The following is a 21,179-nucleotide window of genomic DNA, read 5'->3' as shown; positions in this document are numbered from 1 at the left end:
TTTCTCCGCCAGTACGGGCAGATAAGCAGTAACAAAAGTGTCTATAAGTGCGGCAGAAATGTCCACATTGAATATTTGCACGGCGTCACACTTTCCGTCGTAACAGCAATTTAGTCCATAAGATTAGCGGATCCTGCCTGACGATTTTCGCCCCCAGTCTCTAATGTTCATCCATACCTGTTTTTTGGATGGAGCAACACCATGGCAATTGCAATTGGCCTCGATTTTGGCAGCGACTCGGTTCGCGCGCTGGCAGTGGACTGTGCGTCCGGCCAGGAGATAGCAACCAGCGTTGAGTGGTACCCGCGCTGGCAAGAGGGGCGCTACTGCGATGCGCCGAACAACCAGTTCCGTCACCACCCGCGCGACTACATCGAGTCGATGGAAGCGGCAATAAAAACCGTACTGGCCGAACTGACGGACGCCCAGCGGGCCGATGTCGTGGGCATTGGCGTCGACAGCACCGGCTCAACGCCTGCCCCCGTGGACGCCGAAGGCCGCGTGCTGGCGCTGCGCCCGGAGTTTGCCGACAACCCGAACGCCATGTTCGTGCTGTGGAAAGACCACACTGCCGTGGAAGAGGCCGAAGCCATTACCCGTTTATGCCACCAGCCGGGCAAAACCGACTACTCGCGCTACATCGGCGGGATTTACTCCAGCGAGTGGTTCTGGGCCAAGATCCTCCACGTCACCCGTGCCGATGCAGCCGTTGCGCAGGCCGCGGCATCCTGGATTGAGCTGTGCGACTGGGTGCCTGCCCTGCTCTCCGGCACTACCCGCCCGCAGGATATCCGCCGCGGCCGCTGCAGCGCCGGGCACAAATCCCTGTGGCATGAAAGCTGGGGCGGCCTGCCTCCGGCTGCGTTCTTCGACGAGCTCGACCCGATCATCAACAAGAACCTGACATACCCGCTGTTTACCGACACCTTCACCGCCGATATTCCGGTCGGCACGCTCTGCGAAGAGTGGGCAAAACGCCTCGGCCTGCCGCAGAACGTGGCTATCTCCGGCGGCGCGTTTGACTGCCATATGGGCGCCGTGGGCGCGGGCGCGCAGCCCAACACGCTGGTCAAAGTTATCGGCACTTCCACCTGCGACATCCTGACGGCGGATAAAGCCAGCGTCGGCGACCGCGCGGTGAAAGGCATCTGCGGCCAGGTTGACGGCAGCGTGGTGCCGGACTTTATCGGCCTTGAAGCCGGCCAGTCCGCGTTTGGCGATATCTACGCCTGGTTTGGCCGCGTGCTGGGCTGGCCGCTGGACCAGCTGGCGGCGGCGCATCCTGAACTGAAAAACCAGATTGCCGACAGCAAAAAGCAGCTTCTGCCGCAGCTCACCGAAGCCTGGGCCAAAAACCCGTCTCTCGATCACCTGCCGGTGGTGCTGGACTGGTTTAACGGTCGCCGCACGCCGTTTGCCAACCAGCGCCTGAAAGGGGTGATTACCGATCTCAACCTGGCAACCGACGCCCCGGCGCTGTTCGGCGGTCTGATTGCCGCCACCGCCTTCGGCGCGCGCGCCATTATGGAGTGCTTCACCGAACAGGGTATCGACGTGAATAACGTGATGGCGCTGGGCGGTATCGCCCGTAAAAACCCGGTGATCATGCAGGCCTGCTGCGACGTGCTGAACCGTCCGCTGCAGATTGTGGCCTCCGATCAGTGCTGCGCGCTGGGCGCGGCGATTTTCGCTGCCGTGGCCGCAGGCGTTCATGCCGATATTCCGACCGCACAGCGGCATATGGCGAGCGCCGTCGAAAACACGCTCCAGCCGCGTGCCCGGCAGGCACAACGCTTTGAACAGCTTTATCAGCGCTACCAGCAATGGGCAAAAAGCGCCGAGCTTCACTATCTCCCTGTCGCCGCCCCGGCCAAAAGCACCGCGGACACTACGGCAACCCTGACCCATTAAGGACACGATGATGACCATTTTTAATAACTATGAAGTGTGGTTTGTGATTGGCAGCCAGCATCTGTACGGACCGGAAGCGCTGCAGCAGGTAACGAAACACGCGGAGCACGTGGTTAACGCGCTGAACGCGGAAGCCAAACTGCCGTGCAGGCTGGTGCTGAAACCGCTGGGCACCACGCCGGACGAAATCACCAATATCTGCCGTGACGCCAACTACGACGATAAATGCGCTGGCCTGGTGGTGTGGCTGCACACCTTCTCACCGGCCAAAATGTGGATCAACGGCCTGTCTATCCTCAACAAACCGCTGCTGCAGTTCCATACCCAGTTCAACGCTTCCCTGCCGTGGGACAGCATCGACATGGACTTCATGAACCTGAACCAGACCGCGCACGGCGGCCGCGAGTTCGGCTTCATCGGCGCGCGCATGCGCCAGCAGCACGCGGTAGTCACCGGCCACTGGCAGGACGGCAAAGCGCAACAGCGCATCGGCTCCTGGATGCGCCAGGCGGTCTCTAAGCAGGACACCCGCCACCTGAAAGTGGTGCGTTTTGGCGACAACATGCGTGAAGTGGCGGTCACCGACGGTGATAAGGTCGCGGCGCAGATCAAGTTCGGCTTCTCCGTGAATACCTGGGCGGTGGGTGACCTGGTGCAGGTGGTAAATGAAGTCAGCGACGGCGACGTGAGCGCGCTGGTGGACGAGTACGAAAGCAGCTACCGCCTGACCCCTGCGGCACAAATCAACGGCGACAAGCGCCAGAACGTGCTGGATGCGGCGCGCATCGAGCTGGGCATGAAGCGCTTCCTGGAACAGGGTGGCTTCCACGCTTTTACTACCACCTTTGAAGACCTCCACGGCCTGAAACAGCTGCCGGGCCTGGCGGTACAACGTCTTATGCAGCAGGGCTACGGCTTTGCGGGCGAAGGCGACTGGAAAACTGCCGCTCTGCTTCGCATCATGAAGGTGATGTCGACCGGTCTGCAGGGCGGCACCTCCTTTATGGAGGACTATACCTACCACTTCGAGAACGGCAACGACCTGGTGCTCGGCTCGCACATGCTGGAAGTGTGCCCTTCGATTGCGGTGGAAGAGAAACCGATCCTTGACGTGCAGTACCTCGGCATCGGCGGCAAAGCGGATCCGGCTCGTCTGATCTTCAACACCCGTACCGGCCCGGCTATCAACGCCAGCCTGATCGATCTCGGCGATCGTTTCCGCCTGCTGGTGAACTGCGTCGATGCGGTTGAAACCCCGCATTCTCTGCCGAAACTGCCGGTCGCCAATGCCCTGTGGAAAGCGCAGCCTGACCTGCCAACCGCGTCAGAGGCGTGGATCCTGGCCGGCGGTGCGCACCATACCGTCTTTAGCCACGCGCTGGACCTTAACGACATGCGTCAGTTCGCCGAGCTGCACGATATCGAACTGACCGTGATTGATAACGACACCCGCCTGCCTGCCTTCAAAGACGCGCTGCGCTGGAACGAAGTTTATTACGGTTCAAAACGCTAAGTATGGAATGCCCGGTGGCGCTGCGCTCGCCGGGCAGGGAGACAACGATGTTAGAAGATCTCAAACGTCAGGTGCTCGAAGCCAACCTGGCGCTGCCGAAACACAACCTGGTGACCCTCACCTGGGGTAACGTGAGCGCCGTTGATCGGGAAAAAGGCGTGTTCGTGATCAAGCCTTCCGGCGTGGATTACACGGTGATGACCGCTGAAGATATGGTAGTGGTCAGCATCGAAACGGGTGAAGTGGTGGAAGGTAACAAAAAGCCCTCCTCCGATACGCCCACCCACCGTCTGCTGTATCAGGCATTCCCGACCATCGGCGGCATTGTGCATACCCATTCTCGCCATGCGACCATCTGGGCGCAGGCGGGCCAGCCTATCCCGGCTACCGGCACCACCCACGCGGATTACTTTTACGGCACCATACCCTGCACGCGCCTGATGACCGATGCGGAGATTGGCGGCGAGTACGAGTGGGAAACGGGTAACGTGATTGTCGAAACCTTCGAAAAACAGGGAATCGACGCGGCGCAAATGCCCGGCGTGCTGGTGCACTCCCACGGCCCGTTTGCCTGGGGTAAAAACGCGGAAGATGCGGTGCATAACGCGATCGTGCTTGAAGAGGTGGCCTATATGGGGATCTTCTGTCGCCAGCTCGCGCCGCAGTTGCCGGATATGCAGCAAACCCTGCTGGATAAACACTACCTGCGCAAGCACGGCGCGAAGGCCTATTACGGACAATAAACTGTATATATCCCCAGCATAAAACATTCAACCAGGCTATAATCAGGCCTGGTTTTATTTTATGGGATAGCGGCGTGGCGCAGGCGCAAGAAGGTTTTTTACTGACCCGACACTGGCGGGATACCCCTCAGGGCACAGAGGTCGCTTTCTGGCTGGCGACGGACAACGGCCCGCTGCACGTTACGCTGCCGCCGCAGGAATCCGTGGCGTTTATCCCTGAAGCACACGTCGAAAAAGTGAAGCAGCTGCTGCGCGACGAAAACGGCTGGCGCATTACCCCGCTTGAACTGAAGGATTTCCATCGCCAGCCGGTTTACGGCCTCTACTGTCGCGCCCATCGCCAGCTGATGCGCTATGAAAAGCTGCTGCGCGAAGCGGGCGTGACGCTCTACGAAGCGGATATCCGGCCGCCGGAACGCTTTCTGATGGAGCGGTTTATAACCGCGCCCGTCTGGGTAGACGGCGCTGAGCAAAACGGCACCCTTATCAACGCTCGCCTGAAGCCGAATCCGCATTATCGACCGCCGCTAAAGTGGGTCTCCCTGGATATCGAAACTACCCGTCACGGGGAACTGTACTGCATCGGTCTTGAAGGCTGCGGGCAGCGGGTTGTCTATATGCTCGGGCCGCCGAACGGCGATGCGTCCGCGCTGGATTTTCAGCTTGAGTACGTCAGCAGCCGCCCGCAGCTGCTGGAGAAGCTTAACCAGTGGTTTGCCGAGCACGACCCGGACGTGCTGATCGGCTGGAACGTGGTGCAGTTTGACCTGCGCGTGCTGCAAAAACACGCCGAGCGCTATCGCATCCCGCTGATGCTCGGGCGCGGAAATACGGAGCTGGAGTGGCGCGAGCACGGCTTTAAGAACGGCGTGTTCTTTGCGCAGGCCAACGGCCGCCTGATTATCGACGGCATCGAGGCGCTGAAATCCGCCTTCTGGAATTTCTCCTCCTTCTCTCTGGAAGCGGTAGCGCAGGAATTGCTCGATGAAGGCAAATCCATCGACAATCCGTGGGACCGCATGGACGAGATTGACCGACGCTTCAACGAAGACAAACCGGCGCTCGCCACCTATAACCTGAAAGACTGCGAGCTGGTGACGCAGATTTTCCACAAAACCGAGATCATGCCGTTCCTGCTGGAGCGCGCGACGGTGAACGGCCTTGCGGTCGACAGGCACGGCGGCTCGGTTGCCGCCTTTAGCCACCTCTATTTTCCGCGGATGCACCGGGCGGGATACGTCGCCCCTAACCTTGGAGACGTGCCGCCGCAGGCCAGCCCCGGCGGCTACGTGATGGATTCACGGCCCGGACTGTATGACTCGGTGCTGGTGCTGGACTACAAAAGCCTGTACCCGTCAATTATCCGCACGTTTCTGATTGATCCGGTGGGGCTTGTAGAGGGGATGGCGCAGCCAGACGATGCGCACAGCACCGAAGGTTATCTCGGGGCCCGCTTCTCGCGGGAAAAACACTGCCTGCCCGAAATTGTGGGAAACATCTGGCACGGCCGCGACGAGGCGAAACGCCACGGCAACAAGCCGCTCTCGCAGGCCCTGAAAATCATCATGAACGCCTTTTACGGCGTGCTGGGGACCAGCGCCTGCCGCTTTTTCGATCCGCGTCTGGCGTCGTCTATCACCATGCGCGGGCACGACATCATGCGTCAGACAAAAGCGCTGATTGAATCCCGGGGCTATGACGTTATCTACGGCGACACGGATTCAACCTTTGTATGGCTTAAAGGCGCACATTCAGAAGACGACGCCTCGCGAATCGGCAAAGAACTGGTGGCCTTCGTAAACGACTGGTGGCAGGAACATTTGCAAAAAGAGCGGTTAACCAGCGCATTAGAACTGGAATTTGAAACCCATTTCACTCGCTTTTTAATGCCCACCATCCGCGGTACGGACCAGGGCAGCAAGAAGCGCTACGCCGGGCTGATTCAGGAGGGTGAAAAGCAGCGAATGGTCTTTAAAGGCCTGGAGACGGTGCGCACCGACTGGACCCCGCTGGCCCAGCACTTCCAGCAAACGCTCTACCTGCGGGTGTTTCGCAACGAGCCGTATCAGGATTACGTGCGCGACACCATTGCCAGCCTGATGGCCGGCGAGCTGGATGACCAGCTGGTGTATCGCAAACGCCTGCGCCGCCCGCTGGCGGAGTACCAGCGTAACGTTCCTCCGCACGTACGCGCCGCGCGTCTGGCGGATGAAGAAAACGTACGCCGCGGACGTGCGCCGCAGTATCAGAACCGGGGAACGATCAAATACGTCTGGACAATTAACGGCCCGGAACCCGTTGATTACCAGCAGTCTCCGCTCGATTACGATTACTATCTTACGCGTCAGCTTCAGCCCGTCGCCGACGGAATTTTGCCCTTCATCGACGACGATTTTGCTACACTAGTGACAGGGCAACTTGGCCTATTTTGACGCGTGACGAAATGGCTGCCATCCAGTACCATAGCGCCCTTTCCATTCCCGGACCCATTTTTCGATGACCGTCTTTTTTGACGGGGGTCGAACTATTGCCTGCAATTAAAGATTAGAGCCGAACAACTATGCCTTTTACACTTGGTCAACGCTGGATCAGCGATACAGAAAGCGAACTTGGATTAGGAACCGTCGTTGCCGTCGATGCGCGCATGGTTACCCTCCTCTTCCCAGCCACCGGTGAAAACCGTCTGTACGCTCGCAATGACTCCCCTGTGACCCGCGTAATGTTCAATCCGGGTGACACCGTGACCAGCCACGACGGCTGGCAGCTCAAGATTGAAGACGTAAAAGAAGAGAATGGACTGCTCGCCTACATCGGGACGCGTCTTGATACCGACGAGACGAACGTCATCCTGCGTGAAGTCCTGCTCGACAGTAAACTGGTGTTCAGCAAGCCGCAGGACCGCCTGTTTGCCGGGCAAATCGACCGTATGGATCGCTTCTCCCTGCGCTACCGCGCGCGTAAGTTCCAGAGCGAGCAGTACCGCATGCCGTGGAGCGGGCTGCGCGGCCAGCGCACCAGCCTGATCCCCCACCAGCTGAATATCGCCCATGACGTGGGCCGTCGCCACGCGCCTCGCGTGCTGCTGGCGGATGAAGTGGGCCTGGGTAAAACCATTGAAGCGGGTATGATCCTGCACCAGCAGCTGCTCTCCGGCGCTGCCGAGCGCGTGCTGATTGTGGTGCCTGAAACCCTGCAGCATCAGTGGCTGGTCGAGATGCTGCGCCGCTTTAACCTGCGCTTCTCCCTGTTCGACGACGAGCGCTATGCCGAAGCCCAGCACGACGCGGACAACCCGTTTGAAACCGAACAGCTGGTGATCTGCTCCCTGGACTTCGTGCGCCGCAGCAAGCAGCGCCTTGAGCACCTGTGTGACGCCGAGTGGGATCTGATGGTGGTCGATGAAGCGCACCATCTGGTCTGGAGCGAAGACGCGCCGAGCCGGGAATATATGGCGATTGAACAGCTTGCCGAGCGCGTGCCCGGCGTCCTGCTGCTGACCGCAACGCCAGAGCAGCTCGGTCTGGAAAGCCACTTCGCCCGTCTTCGCCTGCTCGATCCAAACCGTTTCCACGATTTCGCGCAGTTTGTGGAAGAGCAGAACAACTATCGTCCGGTTGCGGATGCCGTCGCGCTGCTGCTGGCGGGCAAACGTCTCTCAAACGACGAACTCAACACCCTGAGCGATCTGATTGGCGAGCAGGATATCGAACCGCTGCTGCAGGCCGCTAACAGCGAGAGCGAGAATGCGGAATCCGCACGTAAAGAGCTGATCGACATGCTGATGGACCGCCACGGCACCAGCCGCGTGCTGTTCCGTAACACCCGTAACGGCGTGAAAGGGTTCCCGAAACGCGAACTGCACACCATCAAGCTCCCGCTGCCGACGCAGTATCAGACGGCGATTAAAGTCTCCGGCATTATGGGCGCGCGCAAAACTCAGGAAGAGCGCGCGCGTGACATGCTCTACCCGGAACAGATTTATCAGGAATTTGAAGGCGATACCGGTACCTGGTGGAACTTCGACCCGCGCGTGGAGTGGCTGATGGGCTACCTGACCGCGCACCGCTCCCAGAAAGTGCTGGTGATCTGCGCCAAAGCCGCCACCGCGCTGCAGCTGGAGCAGGTTCTGCGCGAGCGCGAAGGCATTCGTGCCGCCGTGTTCCACGAAGGCATGTCCATCGTCGAGCGCGACCGCGCGGCGGCGTGGTTCGGCGAAGAGGACAGCGGCGCGCAGGTGATGCTGTGCTCCGAAATCGGTTCTGAAGGGCGTAACTTCCAGTTCGCCAGCAATCTGGTGATGTTCGATCTGCCGTTCAACCCGGATCTGCTGGAGCAGCGTATCGGCCGTCTGGATCGTATTGGTCAGGCGCATGATATTCAGATCCACGTGCCGTATCTGGAAAAAACCGCCCAGTCGGTACTGGTGCGCTGGTTCCACGAAGGTCTGGATGCGTTTGAGCATACCTGCCCGACGGGCCGCACCATTTATGACCAGGTGCATGGCGATCTGATCGGTTACCTGGCCGCGCCGGAAAATACCGACGGTTTTGACGATCTGATTAAATCCTGCCGCGAGAAACATGAAGCGCTGAAGGCGCAGCTTGAACAGGGTCGCGATCGCCTGCTGGAGATCCACTCCAACGGTGGCGAAAAAGCGCAGGCGCTTGCCGAGAGCATTGAAGAACAAGATGACGATACCAGTCTGATCAGCTTCTCCATGAACCTGTTCGACATTGTCGGGATTAACCAGGACGATCGTGGCGAGAACCTGATCGTATTAACCCCGTCAGACCACATGCTGGTTCCGGATTTCCCGGGCCTGCCGGAAGATGGCTGTACCATCACCTTCGAGCGTGATGTGGCGCTGTCCCGCGAAGATGCTCAGTTCATCACCTGGGAACACCCGCTGATCCGCAACGGGCTGGATCTGATCCTCTCCGGCGATACCGGCAGCAGCACCATCTCCCTGTTGAAAAACAAGGCGCTGCCCGTAGGCACGCTGCTGCTGGAGCTTATCTACGTTGTGGAAGCGCAGGCGCCGAAACAGCTGCAGCTCAACCGCTTCCTGCCGCCAACGCCGGTGCGTTTGCTGCTGGATAAAAACGGCACGAATCTGGCAGGACAGGTTGAGTTCGAAAGCTTCAACCGTCAGCTGAGCGCGGTGAACCGCCATACCGGCAGCAAGCTGGTGAATGCGGTGCAGCAGGACGTGCACGCCATTCTCCAGCAGGGCGAAATCCAGATTGAAAAAGCGGCCCGAGACCTGATTGACGCCGCGCGCAATGAAGCCGACGAGAAACTGTCTGCCGAGCTGTCCCGTCTGGAAGCGTTAAAAGCGGTCAACCCGAACATTCGCGACGACGAACTGGCAGCGATTGAAAGCAACCGTCAGCAGGTGCTGGAAAGCCTGAATCAGGCGGGCTGGCGTCTGGATGCCCTGCGTCTTATCGTTGTGACGCATCAGTAAACGGAGCGCAAAATGGTGATGGAGCCGTATAATCCGCCGCAGGATCCCTGGCTGGTCATTCTGTATCAGGATGAACACATTATGGTGGTCAACAAGCCGAGCGGCCTGTTGTCCGTGCCGGGCCGTCTGGATGAGCACAAGGACAGCGTGATGACGCGCATTCAGCGCGATTATCCGCAGGCCGAATCCGTCCATCGCCTGGACATGGCCACCAGCGGCGTGATTGTGGTGGCGCTGAATAAAGCGGCGGAGCGCGAACTAAAGCGCCAGTTCCGCGAGCGTGAGCCGAAAAAGCAGTATGTGGCCCGCGTCTGGGGCCACCCGGCGCAGGCGGAAGGGCTGGTGGATTTGCCGCTGATCTGCGACTGGCCGAACCGGCCAAAGCAGAAGGTGTGCTATGAAACCGGCAAGGCCGCGCAGACCGAGTATGAAGTGCTGGAGTACGCGCCGGATAACACCGCGCGCGTGCTGCTTAAGCCGATTACCGGGCGCTCTCATCAACTGCGCGTGCATATGCTTGCGCTGGGCCACCCGATTCTGGGCGACCGGTTTTACGCCCCGCCGGAAGCGCTGGCGTTAGCGCCACGCCTGCAGCTCCATGCGCAGACGCTCACCATCACCCATCCGGCCTTCGGTAACGCGATGACGTTTAAAGCCCCGGTGGACTTCTGAAAAAAAGCCCGACATCGTCGGGCTTTTTCTTATTTGAAACCTTTCTTCTCTTTAATGAGCTCGTACGCCTTCTGGATTTCCTGCGCTTTTTGCTTCGCCATCTCCATCATTTCCGGCGGTAAGCCTTTCGCCACCAGTTTGTCAGGATGGTGCTCGCTCATCAGCTTACGGTAGGCACGTTTAATCGTGGTCTGATCGTCCGTGGGCTTCACGCCAAGCACGTTACAGGCATCTTCCAGCGTCGGACCACGCTGCGCCTGCTGCCATGCACCGCCGGAAGACTGCTGGTGATAGCCGCCGCCAAACTGGGCGCCGCCCTGCATCATGCGCAGGAACTGGTCAAACTGCATGCGGGAGATGCCCAGCTCTTCCGCGATAACGTACAGGACATCACGTTCATTCGGGTGAAGCGAGCCGTCGGCAAACGCCGCCTGGATTTGGATTTCCAGAAACATCCGAATTAAATCAAAACGTCCGAAGCAGATGCTGCGGAACTGGCGCATCTTTTCACGCAGCGGATAATTGTCCGATTTACCGATACGAAATGCATTCTGCGCCGCCAGGCGGGACTCACCGTGCAGGTTCATGCGATCCATAAAAACGCTGGCAACCTGAATATCCGCTTCGGTCACGCGGCCTTTGGATTTGGTTAAGTGCCCCATCACCTCAAAGGTGGTGGAGAAAAAGAGCGACTGGCGCTCGCGCTGGTTGGCAAACCAGGCCATTTTGCGGCTGCGTGCCTTATCAAACATATGGCCAATGATAAGCCCAAGCACAATTCCCCAGAACCCGGCACCCATGATGATGGCGAACGCAACGCCGATTATTTTACCCCAATACTGCATATACTCCCCGGATAGTCATATTCCTTGCCGACGCAACGTCATCATCACAGTGTTCAAGCCACGGTCAATTGAAGGACATCGCCTATAATTTGCTTTATCATACTCGTCATTCGATAGCGAGCCTAACACTCTGGCGCGCAAACGGGCAGGATTAACGCTGGTACTGCGCTGATGAGTAAGATAGTCTCTGAGCGTTTGTAAGCCGTAGCCACTGATGACGGAACAATAAAATATAACGTATGAAAAAACGTATCCCCACCCTCCTGGCCACAATGATTGGCTCCGCCCTGTACAGCCAACAGGGGCTGGCGGCCGATCTCGCCTCGCAGTGTATGCTTGGCGTCCCAAGTTATAATCGCCCACTGGTGGAGGGCGATACAAATAGCTTGCCGGTAACCATTACTGCCGATAGCTCCAAAGGTACTTATCCTGACAATGCCACCTTTACGGGCAATGTGGATATTAACCAGGGCAATAGCCGCCTGCAGGCGGATGAAGTGCAGTTGCACCAGAAACAGCCTGAAGGCGCGGCCGAGCCGGTACGAACGGTGGATGCGCTGGGTAATGTGCACTATGACGACAATCAGGTCATCCTGAAAGGTCCGAAAGGCTGGGCAAACCTGAATACCAAAGACACTAACGTCTGGGAAGGCGATTACCAGATGGTAGGTCGCCAGGGACGCGGTAAAGCGGACCTGATGAAACAGCGCGGTGAAAACCGCTATACGATTCTGGAGAATGGCTCCTTTACATCCTGTCTGCCGGGTTCAAATACCTGGAGCGTGGTCGGGAGCGAAGTTATCCATGACCGCGAAGAGCAGGTTGCGGAGATCTGGAACGCCCGCTTTAAGCTGGGTCCGGTGCCGGTATTCTACAGCCCTTATCTTCAGCTTCCCGTGGGTGACAAGCGTCGCTCGGGCTTCCTGATCCCGAATGCCAAATACAGCACCTCGAACTACTTTGAGTTCTACCTGCCGTATTACTGGAACATCGCGCCCAACATGGACGCCACGATCACGCCGCACTATATCCACAAGCGCGGCAATATCATGTGGGAGAATGAGTTCCGCTATCTGACTCAGGCCGGTGCTGGCCTGATGGAGCTGGATTACCTGCCGTCGGATAAGGTCTTCCAGGATGAGCATCCTACAGAAGGCGATAAACACCGCTGGTTATTCTACTGGCAGCATGCCGGGGTGATGGATCAGGTGTGGCGCTTTAATATTGACTACACCAAAGTTAGCGACTCATCTTATTTTAACGACTTCTCGTCTAAATACGGTTCGAGCACGGATGGCTATGCCACGCAGAAGTTCAGCGTAGGCTATGCGGTGCAGAACTTTGATGCAACCGTCTCAACCAAGCAGTTCCAGGTATTCTCTGACCAGTCCACCCCTACCTATGGCGCAGAGCCGCAGCTGGACGTTAACTGGTATCAGAATAACGTAGGTCCATTCGACACCCGGGTTTACGCTCAGGCGGTGCATTTCGTGAACACGGATTCGGACATGCCTGAAGCCACGCGTGTTCATATAGAGCCGACGATCAATCTACCGTGGTCTAACGACTGGGCAAGCCTAAATACCGAAGCCAAGCTGATGGCGACTCACTATCAGCAAAAAAATATTGATAACTACAATGCCACCCGAAATGCTCACCTTGAAGAGTCGGTCAACCGAACGCTCCCGCAGTTCAAAATGGACGGCAAGCTGATCTTCGAGCGTGATATGGGCCTACTGGCGGATGGTTATACCCAGACGCTTGAACCGCGTATGCAGTATTTGTACGTGCCGTATCGCGATCAGAGCAATATTCAAAACTACGACTCTTCTTTACTGCAGTCTGACTACAGCGGCCTGTTCCGTGATCGTACTTACGGCGGTCTGGACCGCATCGCATCCGCTAACCAGTTAACGACCGGCGTCACAACGCGCGTTTATGATGATGCCGCCGTTGAACGTTTTAACGTTTCTGTTGGTCAAATCTACTATTTCACCGAGTCTCGCACCGGCGATGACAACATTAACTGGGAGAAAGACAACAAAACGGGATCGCTGGTTTGGGCGGGTGATACTTACTGGCGCATGACTGACCGCTGGGGTCTGCGTGGCGGTGTGCAGTATGACACTCGCCTCGATAATATCGCCACGAGTAGCGCTGCTATCGAGTACCGCCGCGATGAAGACCGTATGATGCAGTTGACGTATCGTTACGCCAGCCCGGAATATATTCAGGCAACATTGCCTAATTATGCTGGCAATGAACAGTATAAAGACGGCATCTCGCAGGTGGGTGGCGCAGCAAGCTGGCCTATCGCCGACCGCTGGTCAATCGTAGGCGCTTACTACTTTGACACAAACGCGAACAAGCCAGCTGACCAGATGGTGGGTCTGCAATATAACTCCTGCTGTTACGCGCTGCGCGTCGGTTACGAGCGTAAGCTTAACGGCTGGGACAGTGAAAACAATCAGGGCAAATACGATAACGTGATTGGCTTTAATGTCGAACTGCGCGGCCTGAGCTCCAACTACGGCCTTGGCACGCATCAGATGCTGCGTTCGAACATTCTGCCGTACAGTAGTTCTTTGTAATGTGCTTGATTTACAACGTAATCCGCTTTGCGGTTAATTGAAATGGAAAAAGTATGAAGAACTGGAAAACGCTGCTGCTTGGTGTCGCTATGGTTGCGAATACCAGCTTCGCGGCCCCCCAGGTTGTTGATAAGGTCGCCGCTGTCGTTAACAACGGCGTCGTGCTCGAAAGTGACGTTGATGGTCTGATGAAATCCGTGAAGCTCAATTCGGGCGAAGCGGGTCAGCAGCTTCCGGATGACGCCACGCTGCGCCACCAGATCCTGGAGCGTCTGATCATGGATCAGATTATCCTGCAGATGGGTCAGAAAATGGGCGTGAAGGTGACTGACGAGCAGCTCGATCAGGCTATCGCTAACATTGCAAAACAGAACAACATGACGCCGGACCAGATGCGCAGTCGTCTGGCCTATGACGGCATCAGCTACGCTACCTACCGCAACCAGATCCGTAAAGAGATGCTGATTTCGGAAGTGCGTAACAATGAAGTGCGTCGTCGCGTCACGATCCTGCCGCAGGAAGTGGATGCGCTGGCAAAACAGGTGGGCAACCAGAACGATGCGAGCACAGAGCTGAACCTGAGCCACATTCTGATCCCGCTGCCAGAGAACCCAACGTCCGATCAGGCTGCGGAAGCAGAAAGTCAGGCACGTTCAATTGTCGACCAGGCACGTAACGGCGGCGACTTTGGCAAGCTGGCTATCACCTACTCGGCTGACCAACAGGCCCTCAAAGGCGGCCAGATGGGCTGGGGACGTATCCAGGAGCTGCCGTCCATCTTTGCTCAGGCGCTGAGCACGGCGAAGAAAGGCGATATCGTGGGTCCAATCCGTTCAGGCGTGGGCTTCCACATTCTGAAAGTGAACGATCTGCGCGGTCAGAGCCAGAACATCTCCGTGACTGAAGTTCACGCTCGCCATATTCTGCTGAAGCCGTCACCGATCATGACCGACGATCAGGCGCGAGCGAAGCTGGAGCAGATTGCCGCGGACATTAAGAGCGGTAAAACCTCGTTTGCCAATGCAGCGAAAGAGTTCTCTCAGGATCCTGGCTCTGCGAACCAGGGCGGCGATCTGGGCTGGGCGGCTGCGGACATTTACGATCCTGCCTTCCGCGATGCGCTGATGAAGCTGAACAAAGGCCAGATCAGTGCCCCGGTTCACTCTTCATTTGGCTGGCATTTGATTGAGCTGATGGACACCCGCAACGTGGACAAAACGGATGCGGCGCAGAAAGACAGAGCCTATCGTATGCTGTTTAACCGTAAGTTCTCTGAAGAAGCGGCAACCTGGATGCAGGAACAGCGCGCCAGTGCTTACGTGAAAGTCCTGAGCAACTAATGAAACCGCATCGTGTTGTTATCACGCCCGGCGAACCCGCCGGGATTGGGCCTGACCTCGTCGTCCAGCTCGCCCAGCGCAGCTGGCCAGTAGAACTGGTTGTCTGCGCTGATGCAACACTGTTACAGGACCGGGCGAATCTGCTCGGTCTGCCTTTAACGCTCATCCCCTACGTTGAAGACCAACAGCCCGCACCACAGCAGGCCGGTACGCTCACTCTTCTTTCTGTTCCCCTTCGTACACCCGTTGTTCCTGGCCAGCTCAGCACGGAAAACGGCCACTACGTCGTGGAAACCCTTGCCCGCGCCTGCGACGGTTGTCTGAAGGGCGAATTTGCCGCTCTGATCACCGGCCCCGTGCATAAGGGCGTCATCAACGACGCGGGCATCCCCTTTACCGGGCATACTGAGTTCTTTGAAGAGCGCTCGCATAGCCCGAAAGTGGTGATGATGCTGGCGACAGAAGCGATGCGCGTTGCTCTCGTGACCACCCATCTGCCGATCAAGGCCATTCCTGATGCCATCACCCCGGAACTGCTGCGGGAGATCATCGGGATCCTGCATCACGACCTGCAAACGAAGTTCGGCATCAAGCAGCCGCACGTTCTGGTCTGCGGCCTGAATCCGCACGCGGGTGAAGGCGGTCATATGGGCACCGAGGAGATCGACACCATTATTCCGGTGCTTGAAGAAATGCGCGCCAAAGGGATGAATCTCAGCGGGCCGCTGCCTGCGGACACCCTTTTCCAGCCAAAATACCTGGATAATGCCGACGCCGTCCTCGCGATGTACCACGATCAGGGCCTGCCCGTGCTAAAATACCAGGGCTTTGGCCGCGGGGTGAATATCACCCTCGGTTTACCCTTTATTCGAACGTCCGTTGACCACGGCACTGCGCTGGATCTGGCAGGCCAGGGGAAAGCGGATGTCGGCAGTTTTATTACGGCGCTTAATCTCGCCATCAAAATGATTGTTAATACTCAATGACTAATCGAGTCCATCAGGGCCACTTAGCCCGTAAACGCTTCGGGCAAAACTTTCTCAACGATCAATTCGTGATCGACAGCATCGTGTCTGCTATTAACCCGCAGAAGGGTCAGGCTATGGTCGAAATCGGCCCGGGCCTTGCCGCGCTGACCGAGCCGGTAGGCGAACGCCTCGACGAGCTGACCGTTATCGAACTGGACCGCGATCTGGCCGCACGCCTGCAAACGCACCCGTTCCTCGGGCCAAAGCTGACCATCTATCAGCAGGATGCCATGACCATGAACTTTGGCGAACTGTCGGAAAAAATGGGCCAGCCGCTGCGCGTGTTCGGCAACCTGCCGTATAACATCTCCACGCCGCTAATGTTCCACCTCTTTAGCTATACTGATGCCATTGCCGACATGCACTTCATGTTGCAAAAAGAGGTTGTTAACCGTCTGGTTGCAGGGCCGAACAGTAAAGCGTATGGTCGTTTAAGCGTGATGGCACAATATTACTGCAACGTGATCCCGGTACTCGAAGTACCGCCATCAGCGTTCACGCCGCCACCGAAAGTGGATTCTGCGGTCGTGCGCCTGGTGCCGCACAAAACGAAACCGTATCCGGTTAAAGATCTGCGCGTACTGAGCCGCATCACCACGGAAGCCTTTAACCAGCGCCGTAAAACGATCCGTAACAGCCTGAGCAATTCGTTTACCGTTGAGGTGTTAGCAGAGCTGGGGATCGACCCGGCAATGCGTGCGGAAAACATTTCCGTAGAGCAGTACTGCAAGCTGGCTAATTACATCAGCGAAAATGCGCCGCCGAAGGAGAGTTAAGCCATGATTGATTCGCCCCGCGTATGTGTCCATGTACAAAGCGTCTATGTTGAATCGCAATCCTCACCGGATGAAGAGCGTTTTGTCTTTGCTTACACCGTGACCATTCGCAATCTGGGGCGGATGCCCGTGCAGCTGCGCGGGCGCTACTGGCTTATCACCAACGGCAATGGCCGCGAAATTGAAGTTCAGGGTGAAGGTGTGGTCGGTGAACAGCCCCACATCGCCCCTGGCGAAGAGTATCAGTACACCAGCGGCGCGGTAATTGAAACGCCGCTGGGTACCATGCAAGGCCATTACGAAATGGTCGACGTCGATGGCAACGTGTTCCGCGTTGCTATTCCTGTGTTCCGTCTCGCCGTAACCACACTCATTCATTAATCTAATGTCTACATATCTGATTGGCGACGTTCACGGTTGCTACGATGAACTGATCGCATTGTTAAAACAGGTCGACTTTACGCCAGGACAGGACACGCTCTGGCTGACGGGCGATTTAGTCGCGCGTGGCCCGGGCTCGCTTGAGGTTTTACGTTTCGTCAAATCGCTGGGCGACAGCGTTCGCATGGTGCTGGGCAATCACGATCTTCACCTTCTGGCCGTATTTGCCGGGATCAGCCGCAACAAACCTAAAGATCGCCTCTCTCCCCTGCTGGATGCGCCAGACGCGGACGAACTGATTAACTGGCTGCGCCGTCAGCCTTTACTGCAGGTCGATGAGGAGAAAAAGCTGGTCATGGCCCATGCCGGGATCACCCCGCAATGGGATCTTGAGACGGCAAAAACCTGCGCGCGTGACGTTGAGGCGGTGCTGGCGAGCGACTCCTACCCTTTTTTCCTTGATGCCATGTACGGCGATATGCCGAACCACTGGAGCGAGGATCTCAGCGGTCTGGCCCGCCTGCGCTTTATCACCAACGCTTTCACCCGCATGCGTTTCTGCTTCCCGAACGGGCAGCTGGATATGTATTCCAAAGAGACGCCGGAAAGCGCGCCTGCCCCGCTCAAACCGTGGTTTGCCATTCCTGGACCAGTGACAAGCGAGTACAACGTCGTCTTTGGCCACTGGGCTGCGCTGGAAGGAAAAGGCACGCCGGACGGGATCTACGCTCTGGATACCGGATGCTGCTGGGGCGGAGAGTTAACCTGCTTACGCTGGGAAGATAAAGCTTACTTTGTGCAGCCGTCCAACCGACAGCTGGACTTAGGAGAAAATGAGGCCGTCGCCTCCTGACTATTAAACCGCACCGAACAGTCCCCTCTCCCCTTTGGGGAGAGGGTTAGGAAAATCACTTAACGACGTTCCAGAATTTCGAAGCAGTAGCTGTGTGAGTTCTGCGCATCCGCATCGTGGAATTCACTGAACACGGACTCCCACTCGTCCGGATCGTAATCCGGGAAATGGGTATCCCCTTCCACTTCCGCATCAATGTGGGTCAGATACAGCTTCTGCGCTTTAGGCAGGAACTGTTCATACACGCGGCCGCCGCCGATCACCATGATCTCTTCGGCGTCACCGCAGGCGGCAATCGCTTCATCAACCGACTTAACCCATTCGACGCGATCGTCAGTGCCCGGCTGGCTACTGATAACGATATTCTTACGGCCCGGCAATGGACGACCAATCGACTCCCAGGTCAGGCGGCCCATCACTACCGGCTTGTTTAACGTAGTACGTTTAAACCATGCAAGATCGGCAGGCAGGTTCCACGGCATGGCATTTTCCATACCGATAACGCGGTCTACCGCCAGCGCTGCAATCAGACTGATCATTGAAAATTTCCCGGATGCAAAAAATTGCCGCCACTATACGGAAAGCTTAATCTTTCGTCGACTGGCGGCAGAGTAAAGATACAGAAATTTTTTATTATTGCTGGCAACTCCACTTCACGCGGAAGGTTTACTCTCAGGCTCGTCAGCCGGATCGCCGGTATGCTTGCCCTCTTCCGTGCCCTGCCAGCCATGACGCTGGATCAGCGACAGGTGATTACGGTCCTCATTAATGATTTCTGTAAGCATCGCGCTGGTGCGTTTAAACACCGCCGCACGCTCCGTGGCCGTGCTGCCAGCCATCGCCACCATCTCTTCCACCATCCCGGTGTTAAAGCGGCGGAACAGGTCCGCACGTTCGCGCGCTTCATACGCGCCAAGCCCAAGATTCTCCAGCGCCATGCGGCCAGACTTCAGCGCGCCTTCGAACGTTTCACGCTCCGGTGCCTCTACGCCCGCCTGACGCAGCCGGATGTAATGATCCACATCGCGCGCGCGGGAGATAATGGTCAGCCCCGGGAAATGCTCTTTTACCAGCTCCACCATCTGCATGCTGGTCTCAGGATCGTCAATGGCGTTAATCAACACCTCGGCTTTTGCCGCCCCGGCGGATTCGAGCAGATCGACGCGGGTCGCATCGCCGTAAAACACCTTCATATCAAATTTACGCAGGGTATCGACATGGTCGGGGTCGTGATCGAGGATGACCATTTTCACCCCGCTCGACAGCAGTAAACGCCCCACGATCTGCCCGTAGCGGCCAAACCCGGCGATGATAACGCGCGGCTGCTCCTCGTCGATCTCGTCGGCTTCGCGCTCCTGCTCGCTGCCCGATTTTTCGAGACGCGTCAGCACCACCAGCAGAACAGGCGTTGCCGCCATCGACAGCGCGACCGCCAGCGTCAGCGCTTTCGCCCACTCGGGATCGAGCACGTTTGCCATCTGCGCGGCGCCAAAGACCACGAAGGCAAATTCGCTTCCCTGACCCAGCAGCACGGCAAACCAGCGGCGCTGCTTGTTCGGCACCTTCAATGGGCGCGCAATCAGCCACAGCATCGCCATTTTAATGACCAGGAAACCGACGAGCAGGATGACGATCCGCAGCGGGTGCGTGACCAGCGTGCCGAAGTCGACGGACATCCCCACCCCGATGAAAAACAGCCCCAGCAGTAATCCTTTAAACGGCTCAATATCGCTTTCGAGCGCGTGTCGATATTCAGAGCTCGCCAGCAGAACGCCCGCAAGGAATGCCCCCATCGCCATCGACAGCCCGGCTTCCTCCAGCAACAAACCAAAGCCAAACACCAGGAACAGCGCCACGGCACTGAACACTTCGCGCAGGCCTGAGCGGGCCACAAACCGCAGCAGCGGACGGGTCACGTAGCGGCCAAGCAGGACCACCAGCGCCAGCGCTCCCACGACTTTTAATGCCGACAGCGCAAAAGCACCCAGCGTGGTGGACGAGCCGCTTGCCGCCAGCAGCGGGATCATCGCCACCAGCGGAATAGCAGCGATATCCTGGAACAGCAACACCGAGAACGCGCTGCGCCCCATCTGAGAGACCGTCAGGTTACGCTCGTTCATCGCCTGCATGGCGATGGCCGTTGAGGAGAGCGCCAGCGTCATGCCGATGAGCTCCGCCACTTTCCAGTCCATGCCCAGCAGGATGCAGAACCCACCGAGCAGCAGGCCGCAGGCCACCATCTGCAATGCCCCGCCGCCAAATACCGAGGCGCGAAGCTTCCATAACCTCTGCGGATCCAACTCCAGGCCAATCACAAACAGCATCAGCACAACGCCAATTTCAGCGAAATGGAGGATCGCCTCCGCATCCGTGACCAGTCGAAAGCCCCACGGCCCAATGACGCAGCCCGCAATCAGGTAACCGAGAACAGAGCCCAGCCCCAGACGTACCGCCACTGGCACAATCAGCGCCGCCGCGCCGAGATAAATCAGCGCCTGTATCAGCGTATGGCTATCCATGATGCGTCTCCTGCCACTCAAGCAAGCGTTGTTTATAATGGCGAGCCTGCGCCTGCAGCGTTTCATCGTCGCAAACAAAGGTGCAGTGCATCGCAAAAGGCGGAAGCCAGTTTAGCCCGCAGTAAAGCGCCGTGGCCTGCAGCGGCTGCGCCAGCACGTCAAAACCCGGGAAGGCACCAATATCAAAGTGGCTTTCCCCACCGCCGGTGGTAACCGCCCACATCAGGCTTTTGCCTTTTAGCGCATGGCCGTTGTGGCCATACGCCCAGCCGTGAGAAAAGACCTTATCAATCCACAGTTTTAGGAGCGGAGGCGTGCTGTACCACTGCATAGGATGCTGCCAGATAATCAGATCGGCACGGGTGAGCGCCTCCTGTTCGGCGGCGATATCGAGATTAAAATCGGGATAGAGTTCATAGAGGGAACGTATCTCTACGTTATCAAGCGTCCTTACCTGCTCAAGCATCCGCTTATTCGCATGCGAATGGTGCGGATAGGGATGCGCATAAATTATCAGAATCATGAATATGCCTGTCTTCT

At 57.5% G+C, this 21,179-nt stretch carries 16 protein-coding genes; 12 read left to right on the top strand and 4 right to left on the bottom strand.

Features of this window, described 5'->3' with window-relative positions:
- Positions 1-201: 201 nt before the first annotated feature.
- The 6 genes from araB (at position 202) to rluA (ending at position 10,306) form a co-directional block, all read left to right on the top strand.
- A complete protein-coding gene (gene araB, locus UTO39_RS10400) occupies positions 202-1,911 on the top strand; it encodes a ribulokinase (RefSeq protein ID WP_061099251.1) in 1,710 nt (569 codons plus the stop codon).
- A 10-nt stretch (positions 1,912-1,921) separates the two neighbouring features.
- Entirely contained in the window at positions 1,922-3,424 is a 1,503-nt protein-coding gene (araA, locus tag UTO39_RS10395) for an L-arabinose isomerase (protein WP_061099252.1), read from the top strand.
- A 47-nt stretch (positions 3,425-3,471) separates the two neighbouring features.
- Positions 3,472-4,167, top strand: a complete 696-nt coding sequence (araD, locus tag UTO39_RS10390) for an L-ribulose-5-phosphate 4-epimerase (protein WP_023295910.1) — start codon at positions 3,472-3,474, stop codon at positions 4,165-4,167.
- 74 nt (positions 4,168-4,241) lie between these two features.
- Positions 4,242-6,599: a DNA polymerase II gene (gene polB, locus UTO39_RS10385; protein ID WP_320727124.1), complete on the top strand. Its 2,358-nt coding sequence runs from the start codon at positions 4,242-4,244 to the stop codon at positions 6,597-6,599.
- Positions 6,600-6,727: 128 nt separating this feature from the next.
- A complete protein-coding gene (gene rapA / locus UTO39_RS10380) occupies positions 6,728-9,634 on the top strand; it encodes an RNA polymerase-associated protein RapA (protein WP_320727123.1) in 2,907 nt (968 codons plus the stop codon).
- A gap of 12 nt (positions 9,635-9,646) precedes the next feature.
- On the top strand, positions 9,647-10,306 hold the full coding sequence (rluA, locus tag UTO39_RS10375) for a bifunctional tRNA pseudouridine(32) synthase/23S rRNA pseudouridine(746) synthase RluA (RefSeq protein WP_008502014.1): 660 nt from the start codon (positions 9,647-9,649) through the stop codon (positions 10,304-10,306).
- Positions 10,307-10,335: 29 nt separating this feature from the next.
- Here the strand turns inward: rluA and djlA are convergent, their stop codons facing one another.
- Positions 10,336-11,151 carry a co-chaperone DjlA gene (gene djlA, locus UTO39_RS10370; RefSeq protein ID WP_061099256.1) on the bottom strand — a complete coding sequence of 272 codons (816 nt, stop codon included), beginning with the start codon at positions 11,149-11,151 and terminating at the stop codon, positions 10,336-10,338.
- Between the two features lie 239 nt (positions 11,152-11,390).
- Here djlA and lptD point away from each other — a divergent pair, with 239 nt between their 5' ends.
- Genes lptD through apaH form a run of 6 tightly spaced genes read left to right on the top strand, consistent with a single transcriptional unit; the run spans position 11,391 to position 18,120 of the window.
- On the top strand, positions 11,391-13,742 hold the full coding sequence (lptD, locus tag UTO39_RS10365) for an LPS assembly protein LptD (RefSeq protein WP_320727122.1): 2,352 nt from the start codon (positions 11,391-11,393) through the stop codon (positions 13,740-13,742).
- Positions 13,743-13,795: 53 nt separating this feature from the next.
- The gene (gene surA / locus UTO39_RS10360) at positions 13,796-15,082 is read left to right on the top strand and encodes a peptidylprolyl isomerase SurA (protein WP_253540671.1); all 1,287 of its coding nucleotides are present in this window, start codon (positions 13,796-13,798) and stop codon (positions 15,080-15,082) included.
- The gene (pdxA, locus tag UTO39_RS10355) at positions 15,082-16,068 is read left to right on the top strand and encodes a 4-hydroxythreonine-4-phosphate dehydrogenase PdxA (RefSeq protein WP_320727121.1); all 987 of its coding nucleotides are present in this window, start codon (positions 15,082-15,084) and stop codon (positions 16,066-16,068) included. Before surA ends, pdxA begins: the two co-directional genes overlap by 1 nt.
- Complete coding sequence (gene rsmA, locus UTO39_RS10350; protein ID WP_028015479.1) at positions 16,065-16,886, top strand: 16S rRNA (adenine(1518)-N(6)/adenine(1519)-N(6))-dimethyltransferase RsmA; 822 nt, start codon at positions 16,065-16,067, stop codon at positions 16,884-16,886. Before pdxA ends, rsmA begins: the two co-directional genes overlap by 4 nt.
- 3 nt (positions 16,887-16,889) lie before the next feature.
- Positions 16,890-17,267, top strand: coding sequence for a Co2+/Mg2+ efflux protein ApaG (gene apaG / locus UTO39_RS10345; RefSeq protein WP_014882505.1), 378 nt, complete (start codon positions 16,890-16,892; stop codon positions 17,265-17,267).
- Positions 17,268-17,271: 4 nt separating this feature from the next.
- Complete coding sequence (gene apaH, locus UTO39_RS10340; RefSeq protein ID WP_320727120.1) at positions 17,272-18,120, top strand: bis(5'-nucleosyl)-tetraphosphatase (symmetrical) ApaH; 849 nt, start codon at positions 17,272-17,274, stop codon at positions 18,118-18,120.
- A 59-nt stretch (positions 18,121-18,179) separates the two neighbouring features.
- On the opposite strand, the gene folA is transcribed toward apaH, so the two are convergent.
- The 3 genes from folA to kefF all read right to left on the bottom strand — a co-directional run bounded on the left by folA (position 18,180) and on the right by kefF (position 21,162).
- Positions 18,180-18,659 (bottom strand): type 3 dihydrofolate reductase, encoded by a 480-nt coding sequence (folA, locus tag UTO39_RS10335; protein ID WP_006173915.1) that lies wholly within the window; start codon positions 18,657-18,659, stop codon positions 18,180-18,182.
- A gap of 114 nt (positions 18,660-18,773) precedes the next feature.
- Positions 18,774-20,639, bottom strand: coding sequence for a glutathione-regulated potassium-efflux system protein KefC (kefC, locus tag UTO39_RS10330; RefSeq protein WP_061099261.1), 1,866 nt, complete (start codon positions 20,637-20,639; stop codon positions 18,774-18,776).
- Positions 20,632-21,162, bottom strand: a complete 531-nt coding sequence (gene kefF / locus UTO39_RS10325; protein ID WP_061099262.1) for a glutathione-regulated potassium-efflux system oxidoreductase KefF — start codon at positions 21,160-21,162, stop codon at positions 20,632-20,634. Before kefF ends, kefC begins: the two co-directional genes overlap by 8 nt.
- Between the last annotated feature and the right edge of the window lie 17 nt (positions 21,163-21,179).

The organism is Enterobacter sp. 118C5 (assembly GCF_034107645.1).
Taxonomy (GTDB): Bacteria; Pseudomonadota; Gammaproteobacteria; order Enterobacterales; family Enterobacteriaceae; genus Enterobacter; species Enterobacter nematophilus.
The sequence above is the reverse complement of the archived record's forward strand: the minus strand, read 5'-3'. Positions and strand labels throughout refer to the sequence as shown.